Source organism: Pectinatus frisingensis, from assembly GCF_015732285.1.
Lineage (GTDB): Bacteria > Bacillota > Negativicutes > Selenomonadales > Selenomonadaceae > Pectinatus > Pectinatus frisingensis.
In genome coordinates, this window is the sequence record NZ_WIQU01000014.1 from 66,724 (window position 1) to 90,003 (window position 23,280).

At 35.8% G+C, this 23,280-nt stretch carries 19 protein-coding genes and 1 tRNA gene; 13 read left to right on the forward strand and 7 right to left on the reverse strand.

Features of this window, described 5'->3' with window-relative positions; genetic code table 11:
- Positions 1-4: 4 nt before the first annotated feature.
- The 6 genes from argR to scpB are packed head-to-tail and all read left to right on the forward strand — an operon-like array spanning position 5 to position 4,748.
- Positions 5-457, forward strand: coding sequence for an arginine repressor (gene argR, locus I6751_RS01580; RefSeq protein WP_196590167.1), 453 nt, complete (start codon positions 5-7; stop codon positions 455-457).
- 59 nt (positions 458-516) lie between these two features.
- On the forward strand, positions 517-2,211 hold the full coding sequence (gene recN / locus I6751_RS01585) for a DNA repair protein RecN (RefSeq protein WP_196590166.1): 1,695 nt from the start codon (positions 517-519) through the stop codon (positions 2,209-2,211).
- Between the two features lie 36 nt (positions 2,212-2,247).
- Positions 2,248-2,799, forward strand: a complete 552-nt coding sequence (locus tag I6751_RS01590; protein ID WP_196590165.1) for an NUDIX domain-containing protein — start codon at positions 2,248-2,250, stop codon at positions 2,797-2,799.
- 23 nt (positions 2,800-2,822) lie between these two features.
- A complete protein-coding gene (locus tag I6751_RS01595; protein WP_182187896.1) occupies positions 2,823-3,458 on the forward strand; it encodes a site-2 protease family protein in 636 nt (211 codons plus the stop codon).
- Positions 3,459-3,514: 56 nt separating this feature from the next.
- The gene (locus tag I6751_RS01600; protein WP_196590164.1) at positions 3,515-4,252 is read left to right on the forward strand and encodes a segregation and condensation protein A; all 738 of its coding nucleotides are present in this window, start codon (positions 3,515-3,517) and stop codon (positions 4,250-4,252) included.
- Positions 4,242-4,748, forward strand: coding sequence for an SMC-Scp complex subunit ScpB (gene scpB / locus I6751_RS01605; protein WP_182187894.1), 507 nt, complete (start codon positions 4,242-4,244; stop codon positions 4,746-4,748). The genes I6751_RS01600 and scpB overlap by 11 nt, the downstream gene beginning before the upstream one ends.
- A 138-nt stretch (positions 4,749-4,886) precedes the next feature.
- Here the strand turns inward: scpB and I6751_RS01610 are convergent, their stop codons facing one another.
- The 6 genes from I6751_RS01610 to I6751_RS01635 form a co-directional block, all read right to left on the reverse strand.
- Positions 4,887-5,906, reverse strand: a complete 1,020-nt coding sequence (locus I6751_RS01610; protein ID WP_182187893.1) for a LacI family DNA-binding transcriptional regulator — start codon at positions 5,904-5,906, stop codon at positions 4,887-4,889.
- 23 nt (positions 5,907-5,929) lie between these two features.
- A complete protein-coding gene (locus tag I6751_RS01615) occupies positions 5,930-7,429 on the reverse strand; it encodes a UDP-glucose--hexose-1-phosphate uridylyltransferase (RefSeq protein ID WP_196590163.1) in 1,500 nt (499 codons plus the stop codon).
- A gap of 19 nt (positions 7,430-7,448) precedes the next feature.
- Positions 7,449-8,438 (reverse strand): UDP-glucose 4-epimerase GalE, encoded by a 990-nt coding sequence (galE, locus tag I6751_RS01620; protein WP_196590259.1) that lies wholly within the window; start codon positions 8,436-8,438, stop codon positions 7,449-7,451.
- Between the two features lie 156 nt (positions 8,439-8,594).
- Positions 8,595-9,764, reverse strand: a complete 1,170-nt coding sequence (locus tag I6751_RS01625; protein ID WP_196590162.1) for a galactokinase — start codon at positions 9,762-9,764, stop codon at positions 8,595-8,597.
- Positions 9,765-9,846: 82 nt separating this feature from the next.
- Positions 9,847-10,461 (reverse strand): cytidylate kinase-like family protein, encoded by a 615-nt coding sequence (locus I6751_RS01630; protein WP_182187890.1) that lies wholly within the window; start codon positions 10,459-10,461, stop codon positions 9,847-9,849.
- 52 nt (positions 10,462-10,513) lie between these two features.
- Positions 10,514-12,214: a solute:sodium symporter family transporter gene (locus I6751_RS01635; protein ID WP_182187889.1), complete on the reverse strand. Its 1,701-nt coding sequence runs from the start codon at positions 12,212-12,214 to the stop codon at positions 10,514-10,516.
- A 721-nt stretch (positions 12,215-12,935) separates the two neighbouring features.
- Between I6751_RS01635 and I6751_RS01640 the strand changes: the two genes are divergently transcribed.
- Entirely contained in the window at positions 12,936-14,213 is a 1,278-nt protein-coding gene (locus I6751_RS01640; protein ID WP_182187888.1) for a dicarboxylate/amino acid:cation symporter, read from the forward strand.
- 347 nt (positions 14,214-14,560) lie between these two features.
- Positions 14,561-14,635: transfer RNA gene (locus tag I6751_RS01645), tRNA-Arg, on the forward strand.
- A gap of 141 nt (positions 14,636-14,776) precedes the next feature.
- Here I6751_RS01645 and I6751_RS01650 read toward each other — a convergent pair.
- Complete coding sequence (locus tag I6751_RS01650) at positions 14,777-14,962, reverse strand: hypothetical protein (RefSeq protein WP_196590161.1); 186 nt, start codon at positions 14,960-14,962, stop codon at positions 14,777-14,779.
- A 790-nt stretch (positions 14,963-15,752) separates the two neighbouring features.
- On the opposite strand from I6751_RS01650, the gene I6751_RS01655 reads away from it, so the two are divergent.
- The 5 genes from I6751_RS01655 to I6751_RS01675 all read left to right on the forward strand — a co-directional run bounded on the left by I6751_RS01655 (position 15,753) and on the right by I6751_RS01675 (position 23,249).
- Positions 15,753-17,069, forward strand: coding sequence for a nucleotide sugar dehydrogenase (locus tag I6751_RS01655; RefSeq protein WP_231037764.1), 1,317 nt, complete (start codon positions 15,753-15,755; stop codon positions 17,067-17,069).
- A 141-nt stretch (positions 17,070-17,210) separates the two neighbouring features.
- Positions 17,211-17,678, forward strand: coding sequence for a hypothetical protein (locus tag I6751_RS01660; protein WP_196590160.1), 468 nt, complete (start codon positions 17,211-17,213; stop codon positions 17,676-17,678).
- A 26-nt stretch (positions 17,679-17,704) separates the two neighbouring features.
- Complete coding sequence (locus I6751_RS01665; RefSeq protein WP_196590159.1) at positions 17,705-19,462, forward strand: polysaccharide deacetylase family protein; 1,758 nt, start codon at positions 17,705-17,707, stop codon at positions 19,460-19,462.
- A gap of 99 nt (positions 19,463-19,561) precedes the next feature.
- A complete protein-coding gene (locus I6751_RS01670; RefSeq protein WP_330998611.1) occupies positions 19,562-21,412 on the forward strand; it encodes a glycosyltransferase family 2 protein in 1,851 nt (616 codons plus the stop codon).
- Positions 21,387-23,249 carry a polysaccharide deacetylase family protein gene (locus I6751_RS01675; protein ID WP_196590257.1) on the forward strand — a complete coding sequence of 621 codons (1,863 nt, stop codon included), beginning with the start codon at positions 21,387-21,389 and terminating at the stop codon, positions 23,247-23,249. The genes I6751_RS01670 and I6751_RS01675 overlap by 26 nt, the downstream gene beginning before the upstream one ends.
- The last annotated feature ends 31 nt before the right edge of the window (positions 23,250-23,280 follow it).

Sequence of the window (23,280 nt, forward strand, 5' to 3'; positions counted from 1 at the left end):
CTACATGAAATCATTGAGACATGAAAAAATTAAAAGCATCATTGAAAATTCCATTATTGAAACCCAGGAAGAATTAGCTGAAGCGCTGCGTAATCACCATATAGACGTTACCCAGGCTACTGTTTCCCGTGATATCAAGGAAATGATGCTAATAAAAATTCCCACCGATGACGGCAGATATCGCTATGCCTGCCCATCCGACAAAAAATTCTTTTTTTCTAAAAATCGCATGGAACGACTTTTTCATGACAGTGTAATACATATTGATTTTAGTGAAAATATCATAGTCATAAAGACCCTGCCCGGTGCAGCCAATGCCGTTGCCTCGACCTTGGATTATGCCAAATGGCCGGAAATAATTGGTACAGTGGCCGGTGATGATAATATATTAATCATCATTAAACCGTTATCCGCAGTGGAGAAAGTATTAAAAAAATTAGAAAAATTTATGACCTGATGAATAAATTTTATCTATTTTAACCAACCAATGTTTATATTAAAGAAGGATATTTCTATATGCTAAAAACATTGACTGTATGGAACCTTGCTCTGATTGAGCATATACAAGTTCATTTTGATGAAGGACTCAATATATTTACCGGAGAAACAGGCGCTGGTAAATCACTATTGCTTGGTGCTTTGGGACTTCTGATGGGACAGCGTTCCAACACTGATTCCATTAGAAACGGTGGTAATTATTTACGTGTTGAAGCTGTTTATGATATAAATAGTGACAAAGTACATGCTTTCTTGTCCGACAACGCTATTATTGACGAATCAAATGAACTTATTGTGGTACGCCAAGTAAACAAAAATGGGAAAAACATCATCCAGATAAACGGTTGTCAGGTAACCTTAACCATACTCAAAGCTCTGGGTGAATTGACTATTGATATTCACGGTCAAAATGAAAATCAATCACTACTGCGTCCAGAAGCACAATTAGCAATCATCGACTGTGCTTCACCCAACTTTGCCTCTTGTATTGCCGATTATACGGCAAAATATCGGCAATATATTGCAGCCCAAAAAAATCTAGAACAAAAATTAACTGATTCACAAAACTATACCAACCGTCTGGACATGCTCCGTTGGCAATATAATGAAATAAATACACTGGCTGTTAACCCTGATGAAAATATCCATTTAGAAGAAAAAATTAAAAAACTTTCCAACAGCGAAAAAATTGCCGATCTGGTAAAATCCGTTTGCACCACACTATCCAATGATACTGACATCTCCCTGCTCACATTATTATCTTCTATACAAAAAAATCTTGCATCATTAGAAAAATTCGATAAACACTTTGCCGATTCTAAAACAACAATAGATGATATTTACATACAATTGCAAGAAATATCATATGATGTCCGCGACTATGCCGACAATATTGAATATGATCCCGATATGCTTAATCAACTGCTGCACCGCAGTGATGACATCGAACGTCTCTGCCGTAAGTATGGTCCGACAATAACCGATGTCTTGAACTACCAGGAAAAAATTAAAGCTGAACTGAATGAAATTGAAAATCACGATATAATAATAACCGAACTGCGTCAGCAATTAACTGCAGCAACAAAGAAATTACAGGCTGCCGCTGTGCAATTAAAGCAATTGCGCCAGACAACGGCAGCCAAACTATCCCAAGCTATAAAGGCACAATTATTGGATTTGGGCATGCCTAATGCACAGTTCAATATTCAAATAAACGATTTAAAAGACTACACACCTAACGGAACCGAAACAGCGCAAATAATGTTCTGCGCCAACCTCGGTGAAGTAACAAAACCACTGCAGAAAGTTGTCTCCGGCGGGGAATTATCACGTATCGCCCTGGCTATAAAAACTGTTACCGCTGCCAATGATGACCTTGGTATAATGGTATTTGATGAAATAGACAGCGGTATTGGTGGTAAAACAGCACAAATGGTAGCTGAACGCATTGCCAAAATAGCAATTTTTAAACAGGTACTTTGCGTAACTCATCTACCACAGATAGCTTGTATGGCTGATGCTCATTTTTATATTGATAAATATATCCAAAAAAACCACACTATAACCCGCATAAAACAACTGTCTGCTGGTGAACAACTCAACGAAATAGCCCGGATGGCCTCAGGTATAGATGTAACACCGGCTTCTCTGGATAATGCCATGGAAATGATTAACAATGCCCGTTTAAAAAAAAATCAGCTTAAAAAAAATTAACATAATTCATTTGAAATTTATCTGGAGATGAACAATATGTATGAAGATCTAATTGAAAAAAAACTTTCATCAGAAAATGTATTTGACGGCAACTTACTACATGTAAAAAAAGATGTTGTCACACTGCCAAATGGACACACAGCTTCACGTGAATGGATAAAACATCCTGGCGCCTCTGCTGTCATTCCTTATACTGACAGCGGTGATATTATCATGGTACGTCAATATCGCTATCCTGTTGATAAGGTCACATTGGAAATTCCCGCTGGCAAACTTGATTCACCACAAGAGGATCCTTTTGAGTGTGCCAAGCGTGAACTAAGCGAAGAAACCGGCTACAGTGCCAATAAATACACCAAACTCACTACTATTGCCACTACTGTAGGATTTTCTAATGAATATATTCATATTTATCTGGCTGAAAAGCTTGTGGCCGGAAAAATGCACCCTGACGATGATGAATTTCTTCATTTATTGTGTATTCCATTAGCCAAAGCCATAAAAATGATTTATAATAATGAGATAATTGATGCAAAATCTATTGCAGCAATACTTCTACTTGATAGAATAAAAAATAATACACGCTGATTTTTCAGCACCAGGAGGTTTCTATGTTTGGTTTTGGCCCCGAGATGATTTTTGGGATTCCGGGTCTTATAATTGCTTTGACAGTGCACGAATATGCTCATGCCAGAGCAGCTGTATACTGTGGTGATTTTACACCACGTCTGCAAGGACGTCTTACACTTAATCCCATAGCACATATTGACCCATGGGGACTTATCACCCTGTTTTTTTTCAGATTTGGCTGGGCAAGACCCGTCATGATAAATCCCCGCAACTTTAAAAAACCCCGCCGAGACGACATATTAGTTTCTTTGGCTGGTCCGGCATCCAATATTATTTCTGCCGTATTAGCAGCCATATTATGGGTGTTTATTTACAAATTAGGTTATATGCAGCATTGGGTAAATCAAGTTTTATGGATGATAATAATCTATAATGTAAATTTTGCCGTGTTCAATATGCTGCCGATTCCACCGCTTGATGGTTCAAGAATAGTAATGAATATTTTACCATATAACATGGCACGCCAATATGCTCAAATCGAACGTTACAGCCTTTTTATCTTTCTCATATTTATTATGGCCGCCAATACCCCTATATTGGGAAGTTTTCTCAATATTTTTATTATCCCTATTATCGATTTCATAAGGCTGCTTATCGCAATACTAGTTTCAATTTGAGTATTGCAGCATGTCAATTCCCCTTGGTCACGTTTACAGGAGGTTTTGTTCGCACTATGGTTGAAGAATATACGGTGCATCTAAATGCATTTGAAGGGCCATTGGACCTTTTACTGCACTTAATTGAAAAAAATAAAATAGATATCTATGATATTCCAATTGCCGTACTTACTGATCAATATCTCACTTACCTTGATCAATTCCATGAATTTAATATTGATGTTGCCAGTGAATTTCTGTTGATGGCCGCTACACTGCTGCAAATAAAATCGCGCATTTTACTGCCGGAACAACCCAATATTGCTGATGAAGATGAAATAGATGAAGATCCCCGTCAGGAATTAGTCCAACGCCTGTTAGAATATCGTCGTTTCAAAGAAGTAAGCAGCGTCTTGGATAAAATGTCCATAACACAAGGCCATATCTTTTACCGTGCCACTGATCTGCCACCAATTCAACATCTGCCTCCGGAAAATCTCGATGTAAATCTACTCTGGCAGGCCTTTCAAAATGTAATTGAAGGACAATTATCGCAAAACAACATACAAAAAGTTGCCCGTGATAAATTCAGTGTACAAGATAAAATGCTGTTCATCCTTACTTTATTACAGAAAACAGCAAAAAAAGCCATCCTGTTTACGGCAGCTTTTGCCATTGACAGTACAAAAGGTGAAATGATTGTCTCTTTTTTAGCTGTATTGGAACTGGCAAAATTAAAAAGAATAAATATAAAACAAGCTCTTTCCTTTTCTCCTATTTATATCTATTTAAGGAATGATAATAATGTTTTATGAAAAATTGAAGGCTCCATTAGAGGCAATGCTTTTTATCTGCGGTGATCCTCTTTCTTGCAATCAAATATCTTCCATTTTAGGAATTGATCAAGAAAGCATTGATGCATTGATTGCAGAACTGCAAAATGACATGAACGGTACCGGACGCGGCTTGACAATAAAAAAAATTGCTGATTCATATCAGATGTGCACTAAGCCCGAAATGTCACCATATCTGGAAAAATTAACGGAAATGACCGATAAAAAATTATCAGCACCGGCTCTGGAAACACTGTCTATTATTGCTTTTAAACAACCGATAACCAAACAGGAAGTTGAAGCTATCCGCGGAGTACGTGCTGATAATGTCATTAACAGACTTTTGGAACGAGAACTCATTCAGGAAATCGGTCGAAAAAAAGTAGTTGGCAGACCAATTTTATATGGAACCACCAATACTTTTTTAAAATGTTTCGGTTTAAGTGACATCGATCAGCTGCCAGCATTACCAACTTAATATGCATAAGTAATAATCAGTCCATTTACATTCACAGGATTATCACTTATGCTGTTTTTTTTATAAAAAAATAATATTGAAACAGGCAGCCCGCCATTATTTCAATATTATTAAAACCCTCACATCCATATACACATATCAATGCTTTACCGATGCCGTTGTATTACGCTCTATTAAAGTATTTTCTAATATTATCTCATCACTTGTAGTATTATGGGATTCGATTTTTTCTATCAGCAGCGCCGTCGCCGACTGCCCCAGTAAAGCCATATTTTGATCTATTGTAGTTAATTTAGGCTCAATAAACCTGCTTAATGCTATATTATCAAACCCTATTACAGATATATCGGCAGGTACTTTCAACCCCAGGCGATGACAACCATTTATCGCCCCCACTGCCATCAAATCGTTGCAGGCAAATATAGCCGTTATTTTTACTCCGCTCTTTATCGCCATCATGACCTTTGACAGTGTATTATCAACAGTTTTTTCAATATTACCTTCACCAATATTCAATACACTTGGCTTAAGTCCGTGTCCGGTCATCATTTTGCGATAAATTTCTTCTTTTATCTCGTAAGAATCGCTGCTTACACCACGAATAAAAAGTATCTGGCGATGCCCCAATTTTAAAAGATGCTCCATTGCCATCTCTGCCCCGGCAGCTTCATTATTAGAAACATATGATATCTCCGGACGTTTAATATAACTATTTATAAAAACCATCGGCACTCTCTTGGCAATCTGATCATAAAAAGATATTTCAACAGCATAAGTATTCGGTGATATATTAATAATTCCACAAACATTACGTGACAACAATTCCTGCATGCACTGTTTTTCCTTAATAGCACTATCCTTTGCACAGGTAATCAGCATTGAATAATTATAATGCTTAACATATTCTTCTATACCATCAAACACTTCAGCAAAGAACATGTTGAACAAGCTTGGAACCACTACACCTATGGTAGTAGATTGACGCGTATTAAGCTCACGTGCCTGAATATTCTGCACATAATTCAATTCCTTAACTGCATCCATTACCTTTTTCTTTGTTTCCTCCTTCACCGGATAATTGCCATTCACAACCCGGGAAACCGTTGCCACTGACACACCTGCCTGCTTCGCCACATCTATTATCGTTGTAGATTTCATCAACTAATCATCCTTAAGCAATATTATAAAGTGGCTATGAATTTCTCAAATGCCCCAACACCTTTTTCGTCTCGTTTGAAGACACCGGCATGAGTAAGCACTTGCAAAAATATTTTTCCCACCTCACTTTTAACAATATCAGTAATATTATTTTTGTCAATATTACCTGCATATTTTTTGTATAAAATTTTATACCAATCGGCATGTTTAGCTAGTATTTCATCATTGCTCACATCCACCGTTTTCCGGATAAGCGCCTGCTCCAATTTGACAAGTTCAATCTGCAAACGTGCCGGCAGAACAGCCAGCCCCATTACTTCTATCAAACCAATATTTTCCTTTTTTATATGATGTACTTCACTATGCGGATGAAATATTCCTAAAGGATACTTTTTAGTCGTACGATTATTACGCAGCACTAAATCTATTTCATATTTATCTTCCTGCATGCGTGCAATAGGTGTAATTGTATTATGTTCTATCCCTTCCGTTTGGGACAGAATATCAACTGTTTCATCCGAGTAATTACGCCACTTTTCCAGTATACGTACCGCCATTTCCGTCAAACGTTTTTTGTCACTACTGCTTATTCTGATAGTTGACATCGGCCACTTTACCCGCCCCACTGCTATATCCTCAAATCCTTTTATATGATATATCCGTTCTATTGGTGCTTTGGCCATAGCAAAAGTATAATTCCCGCCTTGGTAATGATCATGTGATAATATTGATCCGCCTACTATCGGCAAATCTGCATTAGAACCGATAAAATAATGTGGAAATAAATCAATGAAAGCCAACAAATTTTCAAAAGTTTTTTTTGATATTTTCATTGGGATATGATCTTTATTCAATACTATACAATGCTCATTGTAATAAGTATATGGCGAATACTGCAAAAACCATTCATGATTATTCAGATTAAGCGGTATAAGGCGAAGTGTCTGCCTTGCCGGATGCCCTACATAACCGGCAAATCCTTCATTCTCACGGCATAATAAGCATTTGGGATAAGCCGTTGAATTAACCGCTCTTGCCCGCATTATATCCCGGGGATCTTTTTCCGGCTTTGACAAATTTATTGTAATATCCAAATCACCATAATCTGTATGGGTTTTCCAAATGATATTTTTATCCACTCTGGCTTTTCTTATATAGTTTGATGCTACACTCATATTATAAAAAAACTTGGTTGCTGCTTGCGGTGACTGAGTATAATATTCATTAAACTGCGCAATAACTTCTGCCGGACGCATCATCACACAATTCATTATCCGCGTATCAAACAAATCCCGCTGTGCTGCCGTATCTTCAATAATATGACGGTCTACTGCATAATTAAGCATTTCCCCCAATATGGGGGATACTTCTGCCAGCTGCTCAGTTATATTTTCCGGTAGGTATTCTTCTATTTCAAGCACGTCAAGCAGAAGATTAACCGAATATACTACATCAAAATTTTTTATGAGCTTTTTCTGCAGTGCAAAATTAAGTAATCTGTTTATTTCATGATTTATGTCCATACAAACCCCTCATATACAACTATTTATCAAAACCATTCGGATGATTTTTATGCCAATTCCATGCAGTTCGTATTATATCCTCCATATTTGTATAATGCGGTCGCCAGTCCAATATTTTACCTGCCTTTTCACTGGATGCCACAAGTTGTGCCGGGTCACCGGCACGTCTCTTGCCAATCAAAATTCTTATCGGATCACCTGTAACTTTTCTTGCCGCTTCAATCATTTCCTTTACAGAAAATCCGTTGCCGCTGCCAAGATTAAAAATATCACTGGGATTTTTCTTCCGCAGATAATTCAAGGCCCGCATATGTGCATCTGCCAAATCAACCACATGGACATAATCTCTTATACATGTGCCATCCCTAGTCGGATAATCATCACCATAAACAGTTATCACCGAGCGTTGTTTCAACGGTACTTGCAATATTATCGGCACAAGATGACTTTCTGGATTGTGTGCTTCACCAATATGTCCATCTTCTGCCGCCCCTGCCACATTAAAATAACGCAATGAAACATAATGGATATCATGTGCCCGACTTACCCATTTTATTATCTTTTCCATGATGCGCTTTGACTCTCCGTATGGATTAGTTGGTTCAGTCGGATCGCTTTCTTCTATCGGCACCCGTCGAGGTTCACCATAAGTTGCTGCCGAAGAAGAAAAAACTATTTTATCTATTTTATATTTAACCATGCCCTCAAGCAGTACCTGCATTCCATATACATTATTATTAAAATACAGCAATGGTTTTTCTACGCTTTCTCCTACCAATGAACATGCAGCAAAATGAATCACTGCCTCTATTTTATTTTCAGTAAATACTTTATCCAAAATAAGTGCATCGCGGATATCCCCTTGATAAAATTTCACATTTTGCGGTACAGCTTGTCTGTGTCCTGTACGCAAATTATCAACGACAATCGGTGTTTCTCCTTCTTGCAGCAATCTATCTACCATATGTGAGCCAATATAACCTGCCCCGCCGCATACCAATACTGCCATTTTTTCACCCTCATTTTTATTTTCCATATAAAATCATCTGCCCTGACAAAACACCCTAAAACATATCGGCATTTCGCAGGACAGATAATAATTACATATAAACTGCCTATGATTCTACCGGCTTTGTCTTACAATTATCAAAACACTTAAACTCCATCATTTTATGATCTTTGTACCATCGTCTATGTCTGCCACATAAAAATCCGGTTTATGACCTATTATCTGCGTATATTTTTCACTTATATTGTGCTTAAATGATTCCACACAGTCATTTTTTACAATACTGACAGTACAACCACCAAATCCACCGCCAGTCATTCTCGACCCAATTACACCATTTTGCTGCCATGCAAGTTCTGCCAAGGTGTCTAGTTCCCTGCCAGTAACTTCATAATCATCACGCAGCGACACATGTGATTCATTCATCAACTTACCGAACAATGCTATATCACTGTTTTCCAGTGCCGCCACGGCTTTTATTGTTCTTTGGTTTTCCAATACAGCATGGCGTGCCCGTTTCACACATATCGGATCTTTGATTGCCTGCTTTACCTGGTTGAATTCTGCTTCATTAAGTTCTCCCAGACTATCTACCTTTTTCAATTGCTTAATATCAGCCAGTGCCTGTTCGCATTGACTGCGTCTTTCATTATAAGCTGAATCAACCAAACTATGCTTGCTGTTTGTATTGGTTATTACTATACAACAATCTGCTAACTCCAATTTTACATAACGATATTTCAAAGTATTACAGTCCAAAAACATGGCATAATCCTTTTTCCCCATCGCCACTGCGAATTGATCCAAAATACCGCAATTCATTCCGACAAACTGATTTTCTGCCTTTTGGCACAGCTTAGCCATTTCCAACCTATCAATAGCCAGTCCATAAAACTCTTTTAATATCATTGCTGTCAAAACTTCCAATGATGCTGATGAAGAAAGCCCTGCCCCGCCAGGTAAATTACCATATATAACCACATTAAAACCATGTCCGAATACAAAACCGTGCTCTTGGAATATCTTTATGACACCTAACAAATAATTAGCCCAATCTTGTTCTTTCTTATTGGTAATAGAATTTATATCAGCAGTAATTATACCCTTTTCCGCCATATTGAGCGAATAACAAGAAATTTTACTATCTGTTCGCGGAGCCGCCGCCGCATAGGTACCTAATGAAATTGCACAGGGAAATACATGTCCCCCATTATAATCAGTATGCTCACCTATTAAGTTTACTCTACCCGGTGAAAAGAATAATTTTTCTGCATCAGACTCATAGTGTTTTTTATACTCACTTTTTACTTTTTCTACAATATCCATTTATCTACACTCCTATAATCAATGACTAAATTATTGTCTTAACATAATCTAATGGCATACTTTCACAAAACAACAATTTTCATCACGCTTCTGGCTGCTTTTCTACGGTTTTAATATATTTAGTAATTAAATCAACAGCTCCATCAATACCCAATCTAGATGTATTGATAGATAAATCATAATTGTCGCCACGCCCCCATTTGTGTCCGGTAAAACGATAATAATATTCGGCGCGTTTACTATCTTCCTGATCTAATTCTTTCAGCGTCTTACCACCATAAACAGTTTTACCGCGCTGTTCACGAAATTTTGCATCGGCACAAATGAAAAAAGAAAATTTATTGGGATAATCTTTTAATACTACATCAGCGCATCGACCCAATATCACACATGGACCTTGTTTGACCAGTTCATATATAACTTTTACTTCAGCAAAAAACATATCCGTACTGCTGGGCATACCACTTACCCCGAATGGAACAAAAGGTACAAATTCATAACCTGCGCCGACATTGTGCTCCAGAGATTCCAAATAATGCGGCGGCAATTCTTGTACACCTAATTTTTCTATAGCCGTATCTATTATCTTTCTATCCAAAAGTGGAATTTGAAGTTTAGTTGCAAGTTTTTGTGATACTTCTCGTCCTCCTGAACCATATTGTCTGCTTATTGTGATGATGAGCGGTTTTTCACTCATAAAAATATCCCCTTTTTATTACTTAGTTATATTATTCCCATTAACCATTGTTTTATTCTTCCACAGCAAATTTCTTCTTAGTAATAACACACCCCAGAATACATGCCACAGCACCCACACCTAGCCAGCCTAATGTATGCGTACCTAGTCCCTGTGCACTTGCCAGTCCCAGCGGTGAGAATATTACATACCAGAATATGACTAAGAAAGTTATAAACCAGGCTGCTTCATAGCGATGTTTCCATTGTTTCAAATCGACAACATTATATGTTTCCAAAACAAAATCTTCCCTGCGGGGATTTATTTTTCCGATAATCATCATTATAAAACAAGTTATAATAAACAAAATCAATAACTGATATAGAAATGACATTTCCGGCTGGATGATAAGCTGCAATATACCATAAACTAAAATAAAGAAAAACAAGCCTACCTTAGCAGCAATGGCTGGTACTCTTTTCGTAACATATCCCATAAAAATAATTGTGAATATCGGCACATTAAAAAATCCCGATAAAGTCTGCGTGAACTGAAATAAACCTGCTGGTGCATACATTATCATCGGTGAAATGATCATTGAAATAATAGCTATCAAAATACCAAACTTTTTCCCGACAATTACTATTTGTTTATCCGTCTTTCCCTGCCCCCAGCGTGGTTTATAAACATTAATGGCAAATAAAGTCGCGGCACTATTCAAAACACCGTTGTAGACACTTAATATTGAACCAAACATCGCTGCACTAAACAAACCGATGAGCCAGGTAGGTAATACCCGTAAAACTAATTTTGCATACATAGTGTCCGCCGGCGACCCGTCATTCCCAATCATCTGAAATGCCATAATCCCCGGAATAATGACCAATAACGGAGTAAACGTTTTCAATAAACCGCATAACATAACACCTTTTTGACTATGTTCCAGACTCTTTGCCGCCAAAGCCCGTTGTATAATAGATTGATCTGTCCCCCAATAATAGAAATTAACCAGTAATAACCCTATTATTGCACCATTAAAAGGAACGGCATCACCTATTCCACCAATAGCATTAAATTTTTCTGGGGAAGTAGACAAAAATTGTGACAACCCTGTTAAAAATTGTCCATGCCCCATTTGGATCAAGGCAAATATAGGAACCAGTGCCCCGCCAATGGCAAGCACAATACCATTAAATGTATCAGAAATTGCCACAGCTTTCAAGCCGCCCAGAATTGCATAAAAAAATCCTATTATTCCAACGATCCAGACGGTAAGCCATATTCCCTGGGCAAAAGTTATGCCAAAAAGCTCCTGAACATTAAATATCTGACTTAACGCAATAGCGCCGGCATATAAAGTAGTAGGAATAATATTAATGATAAATAATATCATGAATAATATGGAAACTATCGATTTAGTCTGCTTATCATAACGATATTCCAAAAACTGCGGTATAGTCGTAAGACCTTGTTTAAGATAGCGCGGTACTAAAAGAAGTGCCACCAAAGCCAAAACGAATCCTGAAGTCACTTCATATGCCATATTGCTCATATTCTGGCTAAAAGCCTGCCCGCTCATACCGACAAATTGCGTTGGATTCATATTTGTAAGTAAAAGCGACATACCTACTACGCCCCAAGTAAGACTGCGGCCTCCCAAAAAATAATTATCCTCTGATCCAGAAGCACTTTGTCCTTTTTTCATCTTGCGATAAGTATATACACCTACTATTGCTATCGCAAGGACAAAAGTAATTATTGTTAAATATTGCATAATTAATCCTCCTTCAAAAAGACCTATCTAAACTAATACCATATTATAGAATTTTTTATTTATTGCTGAATACTAATATTTCTTATAATAATCACCCCATATCAATTAACAAAACCAGCCATACGAAAATCTAAATCTGCCAGCTATGAATAAATTCATAATGCACGATTTTCATGGGCGATAATCCCTTTAAATCTAATTTTTGAGTTTTACTTTTTTGTAAACGTTTACTTTATAACCTATTATATCTTTTATTAAAATAAAAGTAAAGATAATTTAATAATTTCTAAATTTTCCTCACTTATGCAAAGATCAATGTGGTGTCATGTATGATCATTTTTATTTATAAATATCTGATATTCTATTCTCATTATCCATTTTAAAAAGGCGAGTATTCGCATAACAAGAACAAGCCGGATTTATACTGTGCAGTAATCTCTGATTTTACTATAAAAAATTTATTTCTAATGTATACATAATACAAACTATTTTTTCTTGCATATTTTAAAAAAACGTAATAGAATATTTATTTGTGTATTATAAATTATTTTATCACGTTTCATGTTATTATAAAGGTCAAAATGTAATATGAACTGTATTTATTAATAAAAACTACAAATTTACATAAATTATTGTTTGCAGTTTGACCAATTATTATAGACAGTATACATTTGCATTTTATTTACAGCAATTAAATACATTTTATGAAGGGAAGTTTGTTATGAAATTAAGAAAAAAATTACCTGGGTTGAGTACACAAATCTTAATAGGACTCATTTTAGGCGCTGCATTTGGTTATTTCTTTCCAGAAATAGGTAAAAACCTAAAACCTGTCGGTGATGGTTTTATTCGTATGATAAAGATGATTATTGTTCCTTTGATTTTCAGTACTTTAATTATGGGCATAGCCGGCACAGGTGATTTTAAAAAACTAGGTCGTTTGGGCGGCAAGGCAATTATCTGGTTTGAACTTGCTACAACAGTTGCACTGGCCATCGGACTCATCGTTATAAATTTGGCTCACCCTGGTGTCGGTGTGAACATTCCGGTAACCGCAGATGCGGGAGCAAAGGCAGCAGAAGCTGCCCACAAAACGATCAATATGGTCGATTATGTTTTACACATTATACCGACAAATATTGTCGATGCTTTTGCCCGCAATGATATGCTGCAAATAATTTTCTTTGCATGTTTCTTTGGTGTGGGCGTTGCCCATATAGGTAAAGAAGGCGAAAAAATTGTTTCACTCTGCCGCAGTGTGGCCGAAACTATGTTCAAAGTTACCGGCTATGTCATGAGCCTTGCACCTATTGGCGTTTTCGCCATGATTGCCTATACTGTTTCCAGTTTTGGTATCGCAATGCTTATTCCACTTGGTAAACTGATTTTGTCAGTACTTTTTGCAACACTGCTTTTTATTTTTATTCTGATGCTTGTAGCCAGTCTTATAACCCATATGAATTTCTTTCATGTACTTAAAGCTGTACAAGAAGCATTGCTTCTTTCATTCTCAACCGCCAGCAGTGAAGCCGCCTTGCCTATTGCCATGCAACGCCTTGAACAACTAGGCGTTCCTAAAAACATAGTCACATTTATTATGCCAACCGGTTACTCTTTTAATTTGGATGGGTCTACACTTTACAGTTCAGCTGCAATCTTATTTATAGCCCAAATATACGGCATTCCTCTTACCATTGGACAACAAATCTTAATCATGCTGACCTTAATGCTCTCCACTAAAGGCATTGCCGGTGTTCCCGGGGCAGGTTTTATTGTTGTTGCCGCTACAGCAACGGCCTTTAATTTACCGGCAGACGGTGTCGCAATTATTTTAGGTATAGATCGTATTCTTGATATGATCCGTACAACCTGTAACGTCTGTGGCAACTGTGTTGCTACTGTCATCGTAGCATTTTGGGAGAAAGAACTCACAAAAGAAACTTTCGATAAATCCTATACCGAAAATTTCCAATTAAATCCCATTCCCAAAATTCATTAAACATCGTTAAATAATATGTAATTAATTTTATAATGTCCATAAAATATTATTAGAATAAGGTGCCGTAATAATTCATTCGTTTCGGTACCTTATCCCAATAATATTACTCTCACAGAGCACTTGATCAATTATTTTATCGATTAAATATAAGGTTCTGTTAAATAGATAACATTGGTTTTATAAACATATTACCTTATTATTTTCATATTCTGACAAATATCTGCCTCTAAACTAGAGCATAAATAAAAATATAATGCTTAATTCATCAATATTTAGAGGTCTATATAGAAATATCTGGAAATCTATGATATAATATTAGCTGTTCTTTATGATTGTTGGTTATTTATGCGCCCGTAGCCCAGTGGATAGAGCGTTGGCCTCCGGAGCCGAAGGCGTGAGTTCGATTCTCACCGGGCGCACCATTAATTTATTACGTTTGTATTTTATACCAACACTTAAAATAAAAAGCGCTGTCAGTCGGCAGATATTTATGCCGGCTTATTTTATTACATAAATATCTATACTTTTTCACGCAATACCCTTTTATTAAATGATAACTATTTTCACATTTCTTTATCACTTTTGACCAAAAGAGTGCGCTGACGATGTCCGGCAATGAGCATTTTTGCTGTGCTGTCACGATTCATTTGCCGAATCGTAAATTTACCCATACGTTCCAGCATTACATAATATAATGCAATACCCAATAATGAAATATCACGCGTACCCATCCTATTAAAAAAATCCATATTTCAAAGGATCATAGAGTCCTTAATATAATTTTTTTAGAATAAAGACTGATTATTGTAATTTTTTTTAACGTTCCACATTTATAATAATGCTTTATTAAAGACACACTTTACCATGATTGAAATTAAAATTTTAGTCATGGTAAAGTGTGTCTTTATTTGTAAAAGTTATTACTTTTTATTTTAAAAGATATGTTATTTATAATTATTATTAAATAATCATAAAACTTAACAAAAATTTGTTTTTACTTTTCACAACATTATGATATACTGAATAAGTAATGCATCAAGGCATTATGGTGGGTGGATGGGAAAGCAATATATATAATAAATTTGCATTTCATGCAAATTTATTATATATATTGCTTTTTTTATAGGCTTATCGCATAAAAATGAAGCTGCCATATGAACAGCATCGACCTCATAAAGACAACCACTGCTCAAATTCTTTACCTTTTTAAGGACAGACAAAGGACGCGCCATATTGCGTAAAAAACAATTACATGCAACAATCCATTAATACTCTTTCACTAATCATATTTTATCTTACGATTTCCTAAAAGCATAGTATTGACTATACTTTTATTTTTTCACAACTATACTAAAGGTAGGTATCAGACGAGGAATCTTTTGATAATATAAAAGTAAATAAATTTTATATAAAAAACAATTTAATCTGCATTTTTTTCTTTAAAAAAAAATAATTTATTTAAGTTTTTGTATAATAAAACCGATTATTAAATAGTAATACTTCTTATTGTTTTAAAACAACTTATAAAGGAGAATCATTTTGAGTTTATCTAAAATATTAAACAAAAGCTATACAATTGCCATAGTCGGATTAGGCTATGTAGGATTACCATTGGCAGCTGCATTTTCGAAAAAAGTAAACGTAATTGGCTACGACATAAGTAAAAATAAAATAAACACACTGAAAAATGGCATTGATCCAACACAAGAGGTCGGTGATACTGCTTTACAACAATGCGACATTCTTTATACCAATGACGCTGAGGAAATTAAACGTGCTGATTTTATAATAGTTGCAGTTCCAACTCCTATAAAAAATGACCATACACCTGATTTGACTCCAGTTACTTCAGCAAGTAAAATTGTCGGCCAAAATATTTCTAAGGGGGCTATAGTAGTTTTTGAATCTACTGTTTATCCGGGTGTAACTGAAGAAATATGTGTACCTCAAATAGAAAAATATTCCCATCTTAAATGTGGTGAAGATTTTTATATAGGCTATTCTCCCGAAAGAATAAACCCCGGTGACAAAGTACATCGTTTAAACAATATCGTAAAAATAATTTCTGGCATGAATAACGAAACACGTGAAAAAATAAAACAAGTATACGCTCTCGTAATAAACAAACTTTATGAAGCAGAGAATATAAAAGTAGCCGAAGCCGCAAAACTAATTGAAAATACACAACGAGATATAAATATAGCTTTCATCAATGAAGTGGCAACAGTTTTTAATAAATTAAACATATCCACAAAAGCCGTAATAGATGCAATGAATACCAAATGGAACGCGTTAGGATTTCGCCCAGGTCTTGTAGGTGGCCACTGCATAGGCATAGATCCATATTATCTTGTCTATGAATCAGAAATGAATAATATTGATACGGAATTAGTAAGTTTGGCACGCAAAATAAATAACAATATGGGACCTTTTATTGGTGAGAATATTATCCGAAAATTAATTCAAGAAAAACATGCTGTAAAAAATGACAATATCTATATTTTAGGATTGACCTTTAAAGAAAATTGTCCGGATATGCGGAACTCAAAGGTCATTGATATAATAAACCGTCTTAGAGAATACGGCATAACTATTCGGGCAGTGGATCCGCATGTTAATAAAACCGAAATTAAGAATAACTACGATTTTGATATTATTGACTCTGCCGCTATAACCGACGCCGACTGTCTTATTTTTGCAGTCGCCCACAGGGAATTCAGGGAGTTTTCAATTGATACTTTAAAGGCAATGTCTAAAGATTCTTTTTCCGGCAATAAAACAGTCATCATCGACGTGAAAAATATTTTTAACAAAGAACATTTAGAAAATGCGGGTTTTGCTTATTGGGGTCTGTAATAGAAAAAAATCTTGTAATAAAAAATAACAATACCATAGTTTCTTCAAAAAACTCGAAAAACACCTCCGGTAATATTTCTACCGAAGACAATGCTGTAAAATCAGCTGCAAATCCCGAAATATACTCTACTGTTACACCCAATGATAACAAGTAAAACTTATTTATTCAATTTACCTGTTATAACGACATCGATTATCTGGCCGGCTTTTATCATTGGAATAGCTAGGGGGCACCAGCCAATATCTATACCTTGGGCACATATCGGCAACTACACACTTGGTGCCATGTACCTGAAGGCCAGCGAACAAGACAAAAGCAATTCATCAGATGGCTACGTATTAACAGCAAAATATGGTTATAATCGTTCATGGATACCTGGTACCTATGAAATAGACACTTATTACTATGATATGGCCGGTACGACTTATATCAATCATACAATGTCAGGTCTTGGCAGTTATATGAATGGATTTAAGGGATATAGTGCCGGATGGTACTTATACATTAACCAAAATATTTTATTAGGCATAGAATATTATGACTTAAAAGATAAAACTAGTTTGGACAACGTAAAAACATGGTGGGGACAAGTTTCCTATAGTTTTTAAAACATTTAAAGAAAGGAACAAAGTTTATGTCAAAGAAAAAACTACTTATAGCTATAACTATTTTAATAATAGCAGCAATTTGTGGTTATTTATATTTTTACGGAACAAACGAGTCAACATATGCAGATATTACTGATTTAAATAATGAGTATAATATTGATAATGAATTAACTGATGCTCAACAAAAACTTAACAGTGACATAAAACCATCTCAAATATATGTGGATTCTTTTGATAAAAATGCAATAGCTTTAACTTTTGACGGACTACCAGATCCGACAACAACAGATCGATTGCTTGATCTTTTAGACAAATATCAAATCAAGGCAACTTTTTTTGTCGACGGAAGTACGGCTGCCAAAGATAATGATTCATTAAAAAAAATATATCAACGAAAATATCCTATAGGAAATTATACTTATGTCGGATTAGCAGAACTCGACAAAATTCCTACCGAAGAAGTCTTGACACAGCTTTTAAAAACACAAAAAATAATAAAGGTAACCACCGGTACAGCTCCGGATATTTTCAAGGCTCCACGAACTATTTATACTGATAAATTACTAAAAACAGCTGCAGCTGCCGGTCTCAACGCCGCAGTAAAAACTAATGTATATGTTAATCCAGATACTTTAACAACTGACGCGGCTGCGGAATCATTTGTTAATCAGATAATTCCGGGAAGCATAGTTTCAGTACCGATAGCCACTCCTGTAAATCGTGTAAAATATGAACCGGGCAAAACAGACGAAAAACCTGCCTTTGATAAACAACCGGGTCTTAACGTTAACATGAGCGATGATAATAAACATCAAAACATTGTTGATGTGACAGAACGTTTACTAAAAGCATTACAAAAACGTTCTATGCCCACAGAATATATAACAGATTTTCGTCTGGTAAACCAATTAAATAATAAATATTCACTAAATGATACTGCTTCATTTGATGCAGTAAAAACATTCACACAAAAAATGGTTTTTTTAACCGACAAATTATTTTTTAAAAAAACATTTGCAGCTGCCCAGGATTACCAAGTTATTCGTCAAAACAACAACAGTATAAAAGCTGCTCCCATAACTTTAATTTTAACCACAGAACCAGCAGTTTGCTTCACTTTCGCCGGGCTCAGTAAACCATCGGTAGTCTACAGTATTCTGGCACAGTTAAAACAGATGAATGCAGCCGGAACATTTTTTGTTATGAAGAATGATATAGATAAAAATCCTCAATTAATACAAACCATTATAAATAGCGGCAATGAAGTTGGTGTTGGTATACGCTCTTTAAAAAATGCTGATTTTTATTCAACATGTTCAGAAATTGATTATGTCCAAAACAGACTAAAATCAATGGGAGCAGCACCACAACTTGCCATGCAGCCATGGGGCGATATTACTGATGACACTCGTGAAGCAGTGTCTGCTATGGGACTGACTATGATCGGATCTTATGTATCCGTTGTAAAATCAAATATGAAAGACTATACTTCACCGCAGCAAGTGATGCAGGAATTATTCGGTAAATACGTCTATTCTATGGGACGTGGTTGGATCGTATATTTCCGGCTTGATTATTACACAGATGACCCTCTTGCCGGTAAAGTCATGTACTTAATTAAACGTGATAAAATCAATAATATAGCCTGCAATTCTTTTTATGACGATCCACGGATCAATCCCCACAACGATTCGGCTTATTCTATAAAATCGGTCAGCTCAATACTTTTCAACAAAACTTATCGTTATAAATTTACTACAGAAAACAAAGTGTCCGAACAGTAGGTGATGAATAAAGTGAATGATAAAAATAAAAAATCTTTTAACAGACAACAAAATAATTTACCACCAGATACACAAAACGATGAAACTATCGCAAGTGCTATAAAGAATGCCGTAGTTCCTGAAGAAGATGTCTTACTTCATTCTACAAGCGACAGACGGATATTACCAAATGTACCGGATAAAGACAGCAAAAGAACGAATGTCGATCGACGCGGTATAAGCAATAATGAATATCAGGAAAATTATGCCGTCAGCAAAGAAAAAGTTGAAACAGGGCGACGTTATTTGGTGGATTACGCCGTAAAAATACAAATCATTGATCAAAATGGCGTAAAAACTACAATTACCGGTAAGGCTGTTGATTTGTCGGGTTCAGGTATATCCTGTAAAATACCAATAAAATACAAAAATCATATAGAAAACTCAACGGGTATTAAACTAAGTTTCAAAATTGAAGCTGGAACCATGCCGGAAGGTTATGAAATGAAAATAAAAAACATAAGAGCTAAATGGGTACGCTCTTATGTTGATGAAAATAAAGACTTTTGCTGTGCTTTTCACTTTGACCAATTATTGGCACAATATGCCTATAAAAACCGGCAGATCTATATGCTGTCCATTGCATCAGCATTTATGTTCTTTATTTGCGCTTTTATAGTATTAATGAGATCATCAAGCATTTTATATTTCAGTTTCAATAAAGTGCTTTACTTATACAGCATTTTAGCTGCAACATTTCTCCTGACACGCTACTTATTTGGTGCATTTTACAAATCCACACCAATAAATCCAAACTTTACACCAGGTGTGACAATTATAATTCCCTGCTTCAATGAAGAAAAATGGATAAAAAAAACTATTTTGAGCTGCATTAACCAAGATTATCCAATCGACAAACTAGAAGTAATTGTTGTCGATGATTGTTCCAATGATAATTCGGTCGAACAAATAGAAGCTATAATAAATATTCTGCATAATGAAAAAGGGTATGATCTCCAAGACAGAATTCGTTATCACGTACAACCAGCAAATATGGGAAAACGAGAAGCATTGGCAGTAGGTGCCAAACTGGCAAAAAATGACTTGCTGGTATTCGTGGATTCAGATAGTTTCCTCGATCCTTTCGCTGTCAGAAATATAGTACAACCTTTCCAGGATAAAAAAATGGGCGGTGTGTCCGGGCGCACAGATGTAGCAAATACGTTCACTAATACATTGACTAAGATGCAATCTGTGCGCTATTATATTGCCTTTAGAATTTTAAAAGCCGCTGAGGGACTATTTGATGCTGTTACATGTCTGTCTGGTCCATTATCCTGTTATCGGAAAGATTTAGTATTGAAATACAGTAATGCATGGCTGACTCAAAAATTCTTAGGGCAAAAGGCAACTTTTGGTGATGACAGATCAATGACGAATTTTATATTACGCTCCCATCGGACTGACTATCAGGATACTGCCGTATGTTCCACAATAGTCCCCAACACATATAAAATTTTTTTGCGCCAGCAAATGCGGTGGAAACGTTCATGGCTCAGAGAATCGCTCATTGCCGCAACATTTATGTGGAAAAAAGAACCATTCATGGCATTATCCTTCTATATGGGATTACTGGTTCCCATGCTGGCTCCTGTAATTGTAGTATATAATCTCATTTATATCCCGCTCACACATCGTGTTTTCCCATTGACTTTTATGGTTGGTATATTGATGATGGCATTACTGATGAGTGTAGCACAGCTATTTCTGCGCCGCAGCACCACATGGATCTATGGGGTATGGTTTTGTCTTTATTATGAAACAGTATTACTCTGGCAGATGCCAGTTGCCTGGGTGACTTTTTGGAAGTCCACATGGGGCACCCGTATGACTAATGCTGATATAAAAGAAATCATCAAAGAAAAAAAGAAGGAGGGTATGGTTGATGACAAAAAAGGAACAAGTATATGAACATGAATTTTCTAAAACACGCAACAGAAGAAAAATCACAAGAACCATTTTACAATTATTAATATTACTCGTGTTATGCATTTTTGTCATATACAATCTCTTTTATACAAAAACCTACCAGCCTTATACCGATAAAACACAATCTCAAGACGGATTTATTGCGCTGTCTTATTTTGGCGTACAAAAAACCGCCGGCAGTCAATTGCTTATTTCACAGGACAGGCTGCGCGAGCAGCTTGAAGCTTTAAAAAAACAAGGTTACGAAACAATAACTAAAGAAGATATATACAATTATTATGAAAACGGTGGTAAACTACCACCCAAAGCCGTATTTTTAATGTTTGAGGACGGACGACGCGATACAGCTATTTTTTCCAAAGATATCTTACAAGATCTTAATTATAAAGCCACTATTTTTACTTATCCGGAAAATTTTTCAAAAAAAGACAATAAATTTTTAACTCCAGACGATTTAAAAGATTTAACCAAAAGTTCTTATTGGGAACTTGGTACCAATGGTTACAGATTATATTATATTAATGTTTTTGATCGATATGATAATTACCTGGGTGAAATGAATCCATTGATGTTCGGCATGGTACATCAATATTTGGGCAGACGATACAATCATTATTTAATGGATTATATCCGTGATAAATATGGCGTTCCCAAGGAAAGCTACCAACGGATGAAAGATCGCATAAGCTATGATTATGAAAAACTGGAAAATACTTATATAAATGAAATTGGCTATGTCCCGCCGGTCAGTGTACTAATGCACGCGAACACCGGCAGCTTTGGTAATAATCCACAGGTAAGTTCAGTAAATGCCTATTGGTTAAAAAAATTATTCAAAATGAATTTCAACCGTGAAGGATATAGTCTGAATGTAAAAAACAGCAGCATATACGATTTGACCAGAATGCAGCCACAGGCATGGTGGCCGGTCAATCACCTGCTAATGCGCATAAAATATGACACAAAACAAGATGTAAATTTTGAAACTGGAGATACAAAACGGGCAGACAAATGGAACATATTAAAAGGTGCCTGTGAATTTACCGATGAAAAAATATATTTAACTTCTTTACCTGAAGCCCAAGGCATTATACAATTAAAAAAAAGCAACAATTATAAAAATATAAATTTGAATGTTGATCTATTGGGAAATAAACAAGGTACACAGGAAATATTATTGCGCAGTGATGACAATATGGCTAATTACGTAGCTCTCATAGTAAGCGGCCGTGATTTGATTATCCAGGAAAATTTAAATGGTGAAAAAAAAGAACTGGCTAAAGAAAATCTTGATAAAATAAATGATTTACCAATAATTTCTATTCCACAGGATAAGCACAATTCAGAGGAAAAGGTATTAGAGGCATTTTCTCGGTATTCGTTGTCCACAGGGCAGGGTAAGGTATACACCAAACGTCTCAAAGAAAAAAGTGAAGAAACTGTCCCGTCAGTTGCCGACGGAGCCAAGGAATATATTCCAACGATAAGCGCCAATGAAAAAGGCGATGAAAAAATTTCTTTAACTTTGCAAGGAAACAATATAAGTGTATCGGTAAATGGCAGGCAGGTTATTTCAACTGCGGTTTCCTTAACAAATGAAGGCAGCATATTCTTAATTTCAGCCTGGTCGGGTCATGGTTTTGATCAAAGAAATTTGACCGATGACGTATATGATGCTGTATTTAGTGGTTTAAACATAACAAATCTACCTAATGAAAATATTTTATTTACATCAAAATACACAGGAATCGATAAGATAGAATATAACATTAAAAATTATATCAATGTCCTTATAGGCTGGTTTGTGAAATATTTATAAGTTTATTATCATATCGGTTTTATTAAGTGGT

Coding starts and splice junctions, on each gene's coding strand:
- argR (WP_196590167.1), top strand. CDS start 5: ATGAAATCATTGAGACATGAAAAAATTAAAAGCATCATTGAAAATTCC.
- recN (WP_196590166.1), top strand. CDS start 517: ATGCTAAAAACATTGACTGTATGGAACCTTGCTCTGATTGAGCATATA.
- I6751_RS01590 (WP_196590165.1), top strand. CDS start 2,248: ATGTATGAAGATCTAATTGAAAAAAAACTTTCATCAGAAAATGTATTT.
- I6751_RS01595 (WP_182187896.1), top strand. CDS start 2,823: ATGTTTGGTTTTGGCCCCGAGATGATTTTTGGGATTCCGGGTCTTATA.
- I6751_RS01600 (WP_196590164.1), top strand. CDS start 3,515: ATGGTTGAAGAATATACGGTGCATCTAAATGCATTTGAAGGGCCATTG.
- scpB (WP_182187894.1), top strand. CDS start 4,242: ATGTTTTATGAAAAATTGAAGGCTCCATTAGAGGCAATGCTTTTTATC.
- I6751_RS01610 (WP_182187893.1), bottom strand. CDS start 5,906: ATGAAATCTACAACGATAATAGATGTGGCGAAGCAGGCAGGTGTGTCA.
- I6751_RS01615 (WP_196590163.1), bottom strand. CDS start 7,429: ATGGACATAAATCATGAAATAAACAGATTACTTAATTTTGCACTGCAG.
- galE (WP_196590259.1), bottom strand. CDS start 8,438: ATGGCAGTATTGGTATGCGGCGGGGCAGGTTATATTGGCTCACATATG.
- I6751_RS01625 (WP_196590162.1), bottom strand. CDS start 9,764: ATGGATATTGTAGAAAAAGTAAAAAGTGAGTATAAAAAACACTATGAG.
- I6751_RS01630 (WP_182187890.1), bottom strand. CDS start 10,461: ATGAGTGAAAAACCGCTCATCATCACAATAAGCAGACAATATGGTTCA.
- I6751_RS01635 (WP_182187889.1), bottom strand. CDS start 12,214: ATGCAATATTTAACAATAATTACTTTTGTCCTTGCGATAGCAATAGTA.
- I6751_RS01640 (WP_182187888.1), top strand. CDS start 12,936: ATGAAATTAAGAAAAAAATTACCTGGGTTGAGTACACAAATCTTAATA.
- I6751_RS01650 (WP_196590161.1), bottom strand. CDS start 14,962: ATGGATTTTTTTAATAGGATGGGTACGCGTGATATTTCATTATTGGGT.
- I6751_RS01660 (WP_196590160.1), top strand. CDS start 17,211: ATGATAACAAGTAAAACTTATTTATTCAATTTACCTGTTATAACGACA.
- I6751_RS01665 (WP_196590159.1), top strand. CDS start 17,705: ATGTCAAAGAAAAAACTACTTATAGCTATAACTATTTTAATAATAGCA.
- I6751_RS01675 (WP_196590257.1), top strand. CDS start 21,387: ATGACAAAAAAGGAACAAGTATATGAACATGAATTTTCTAAAACACGC.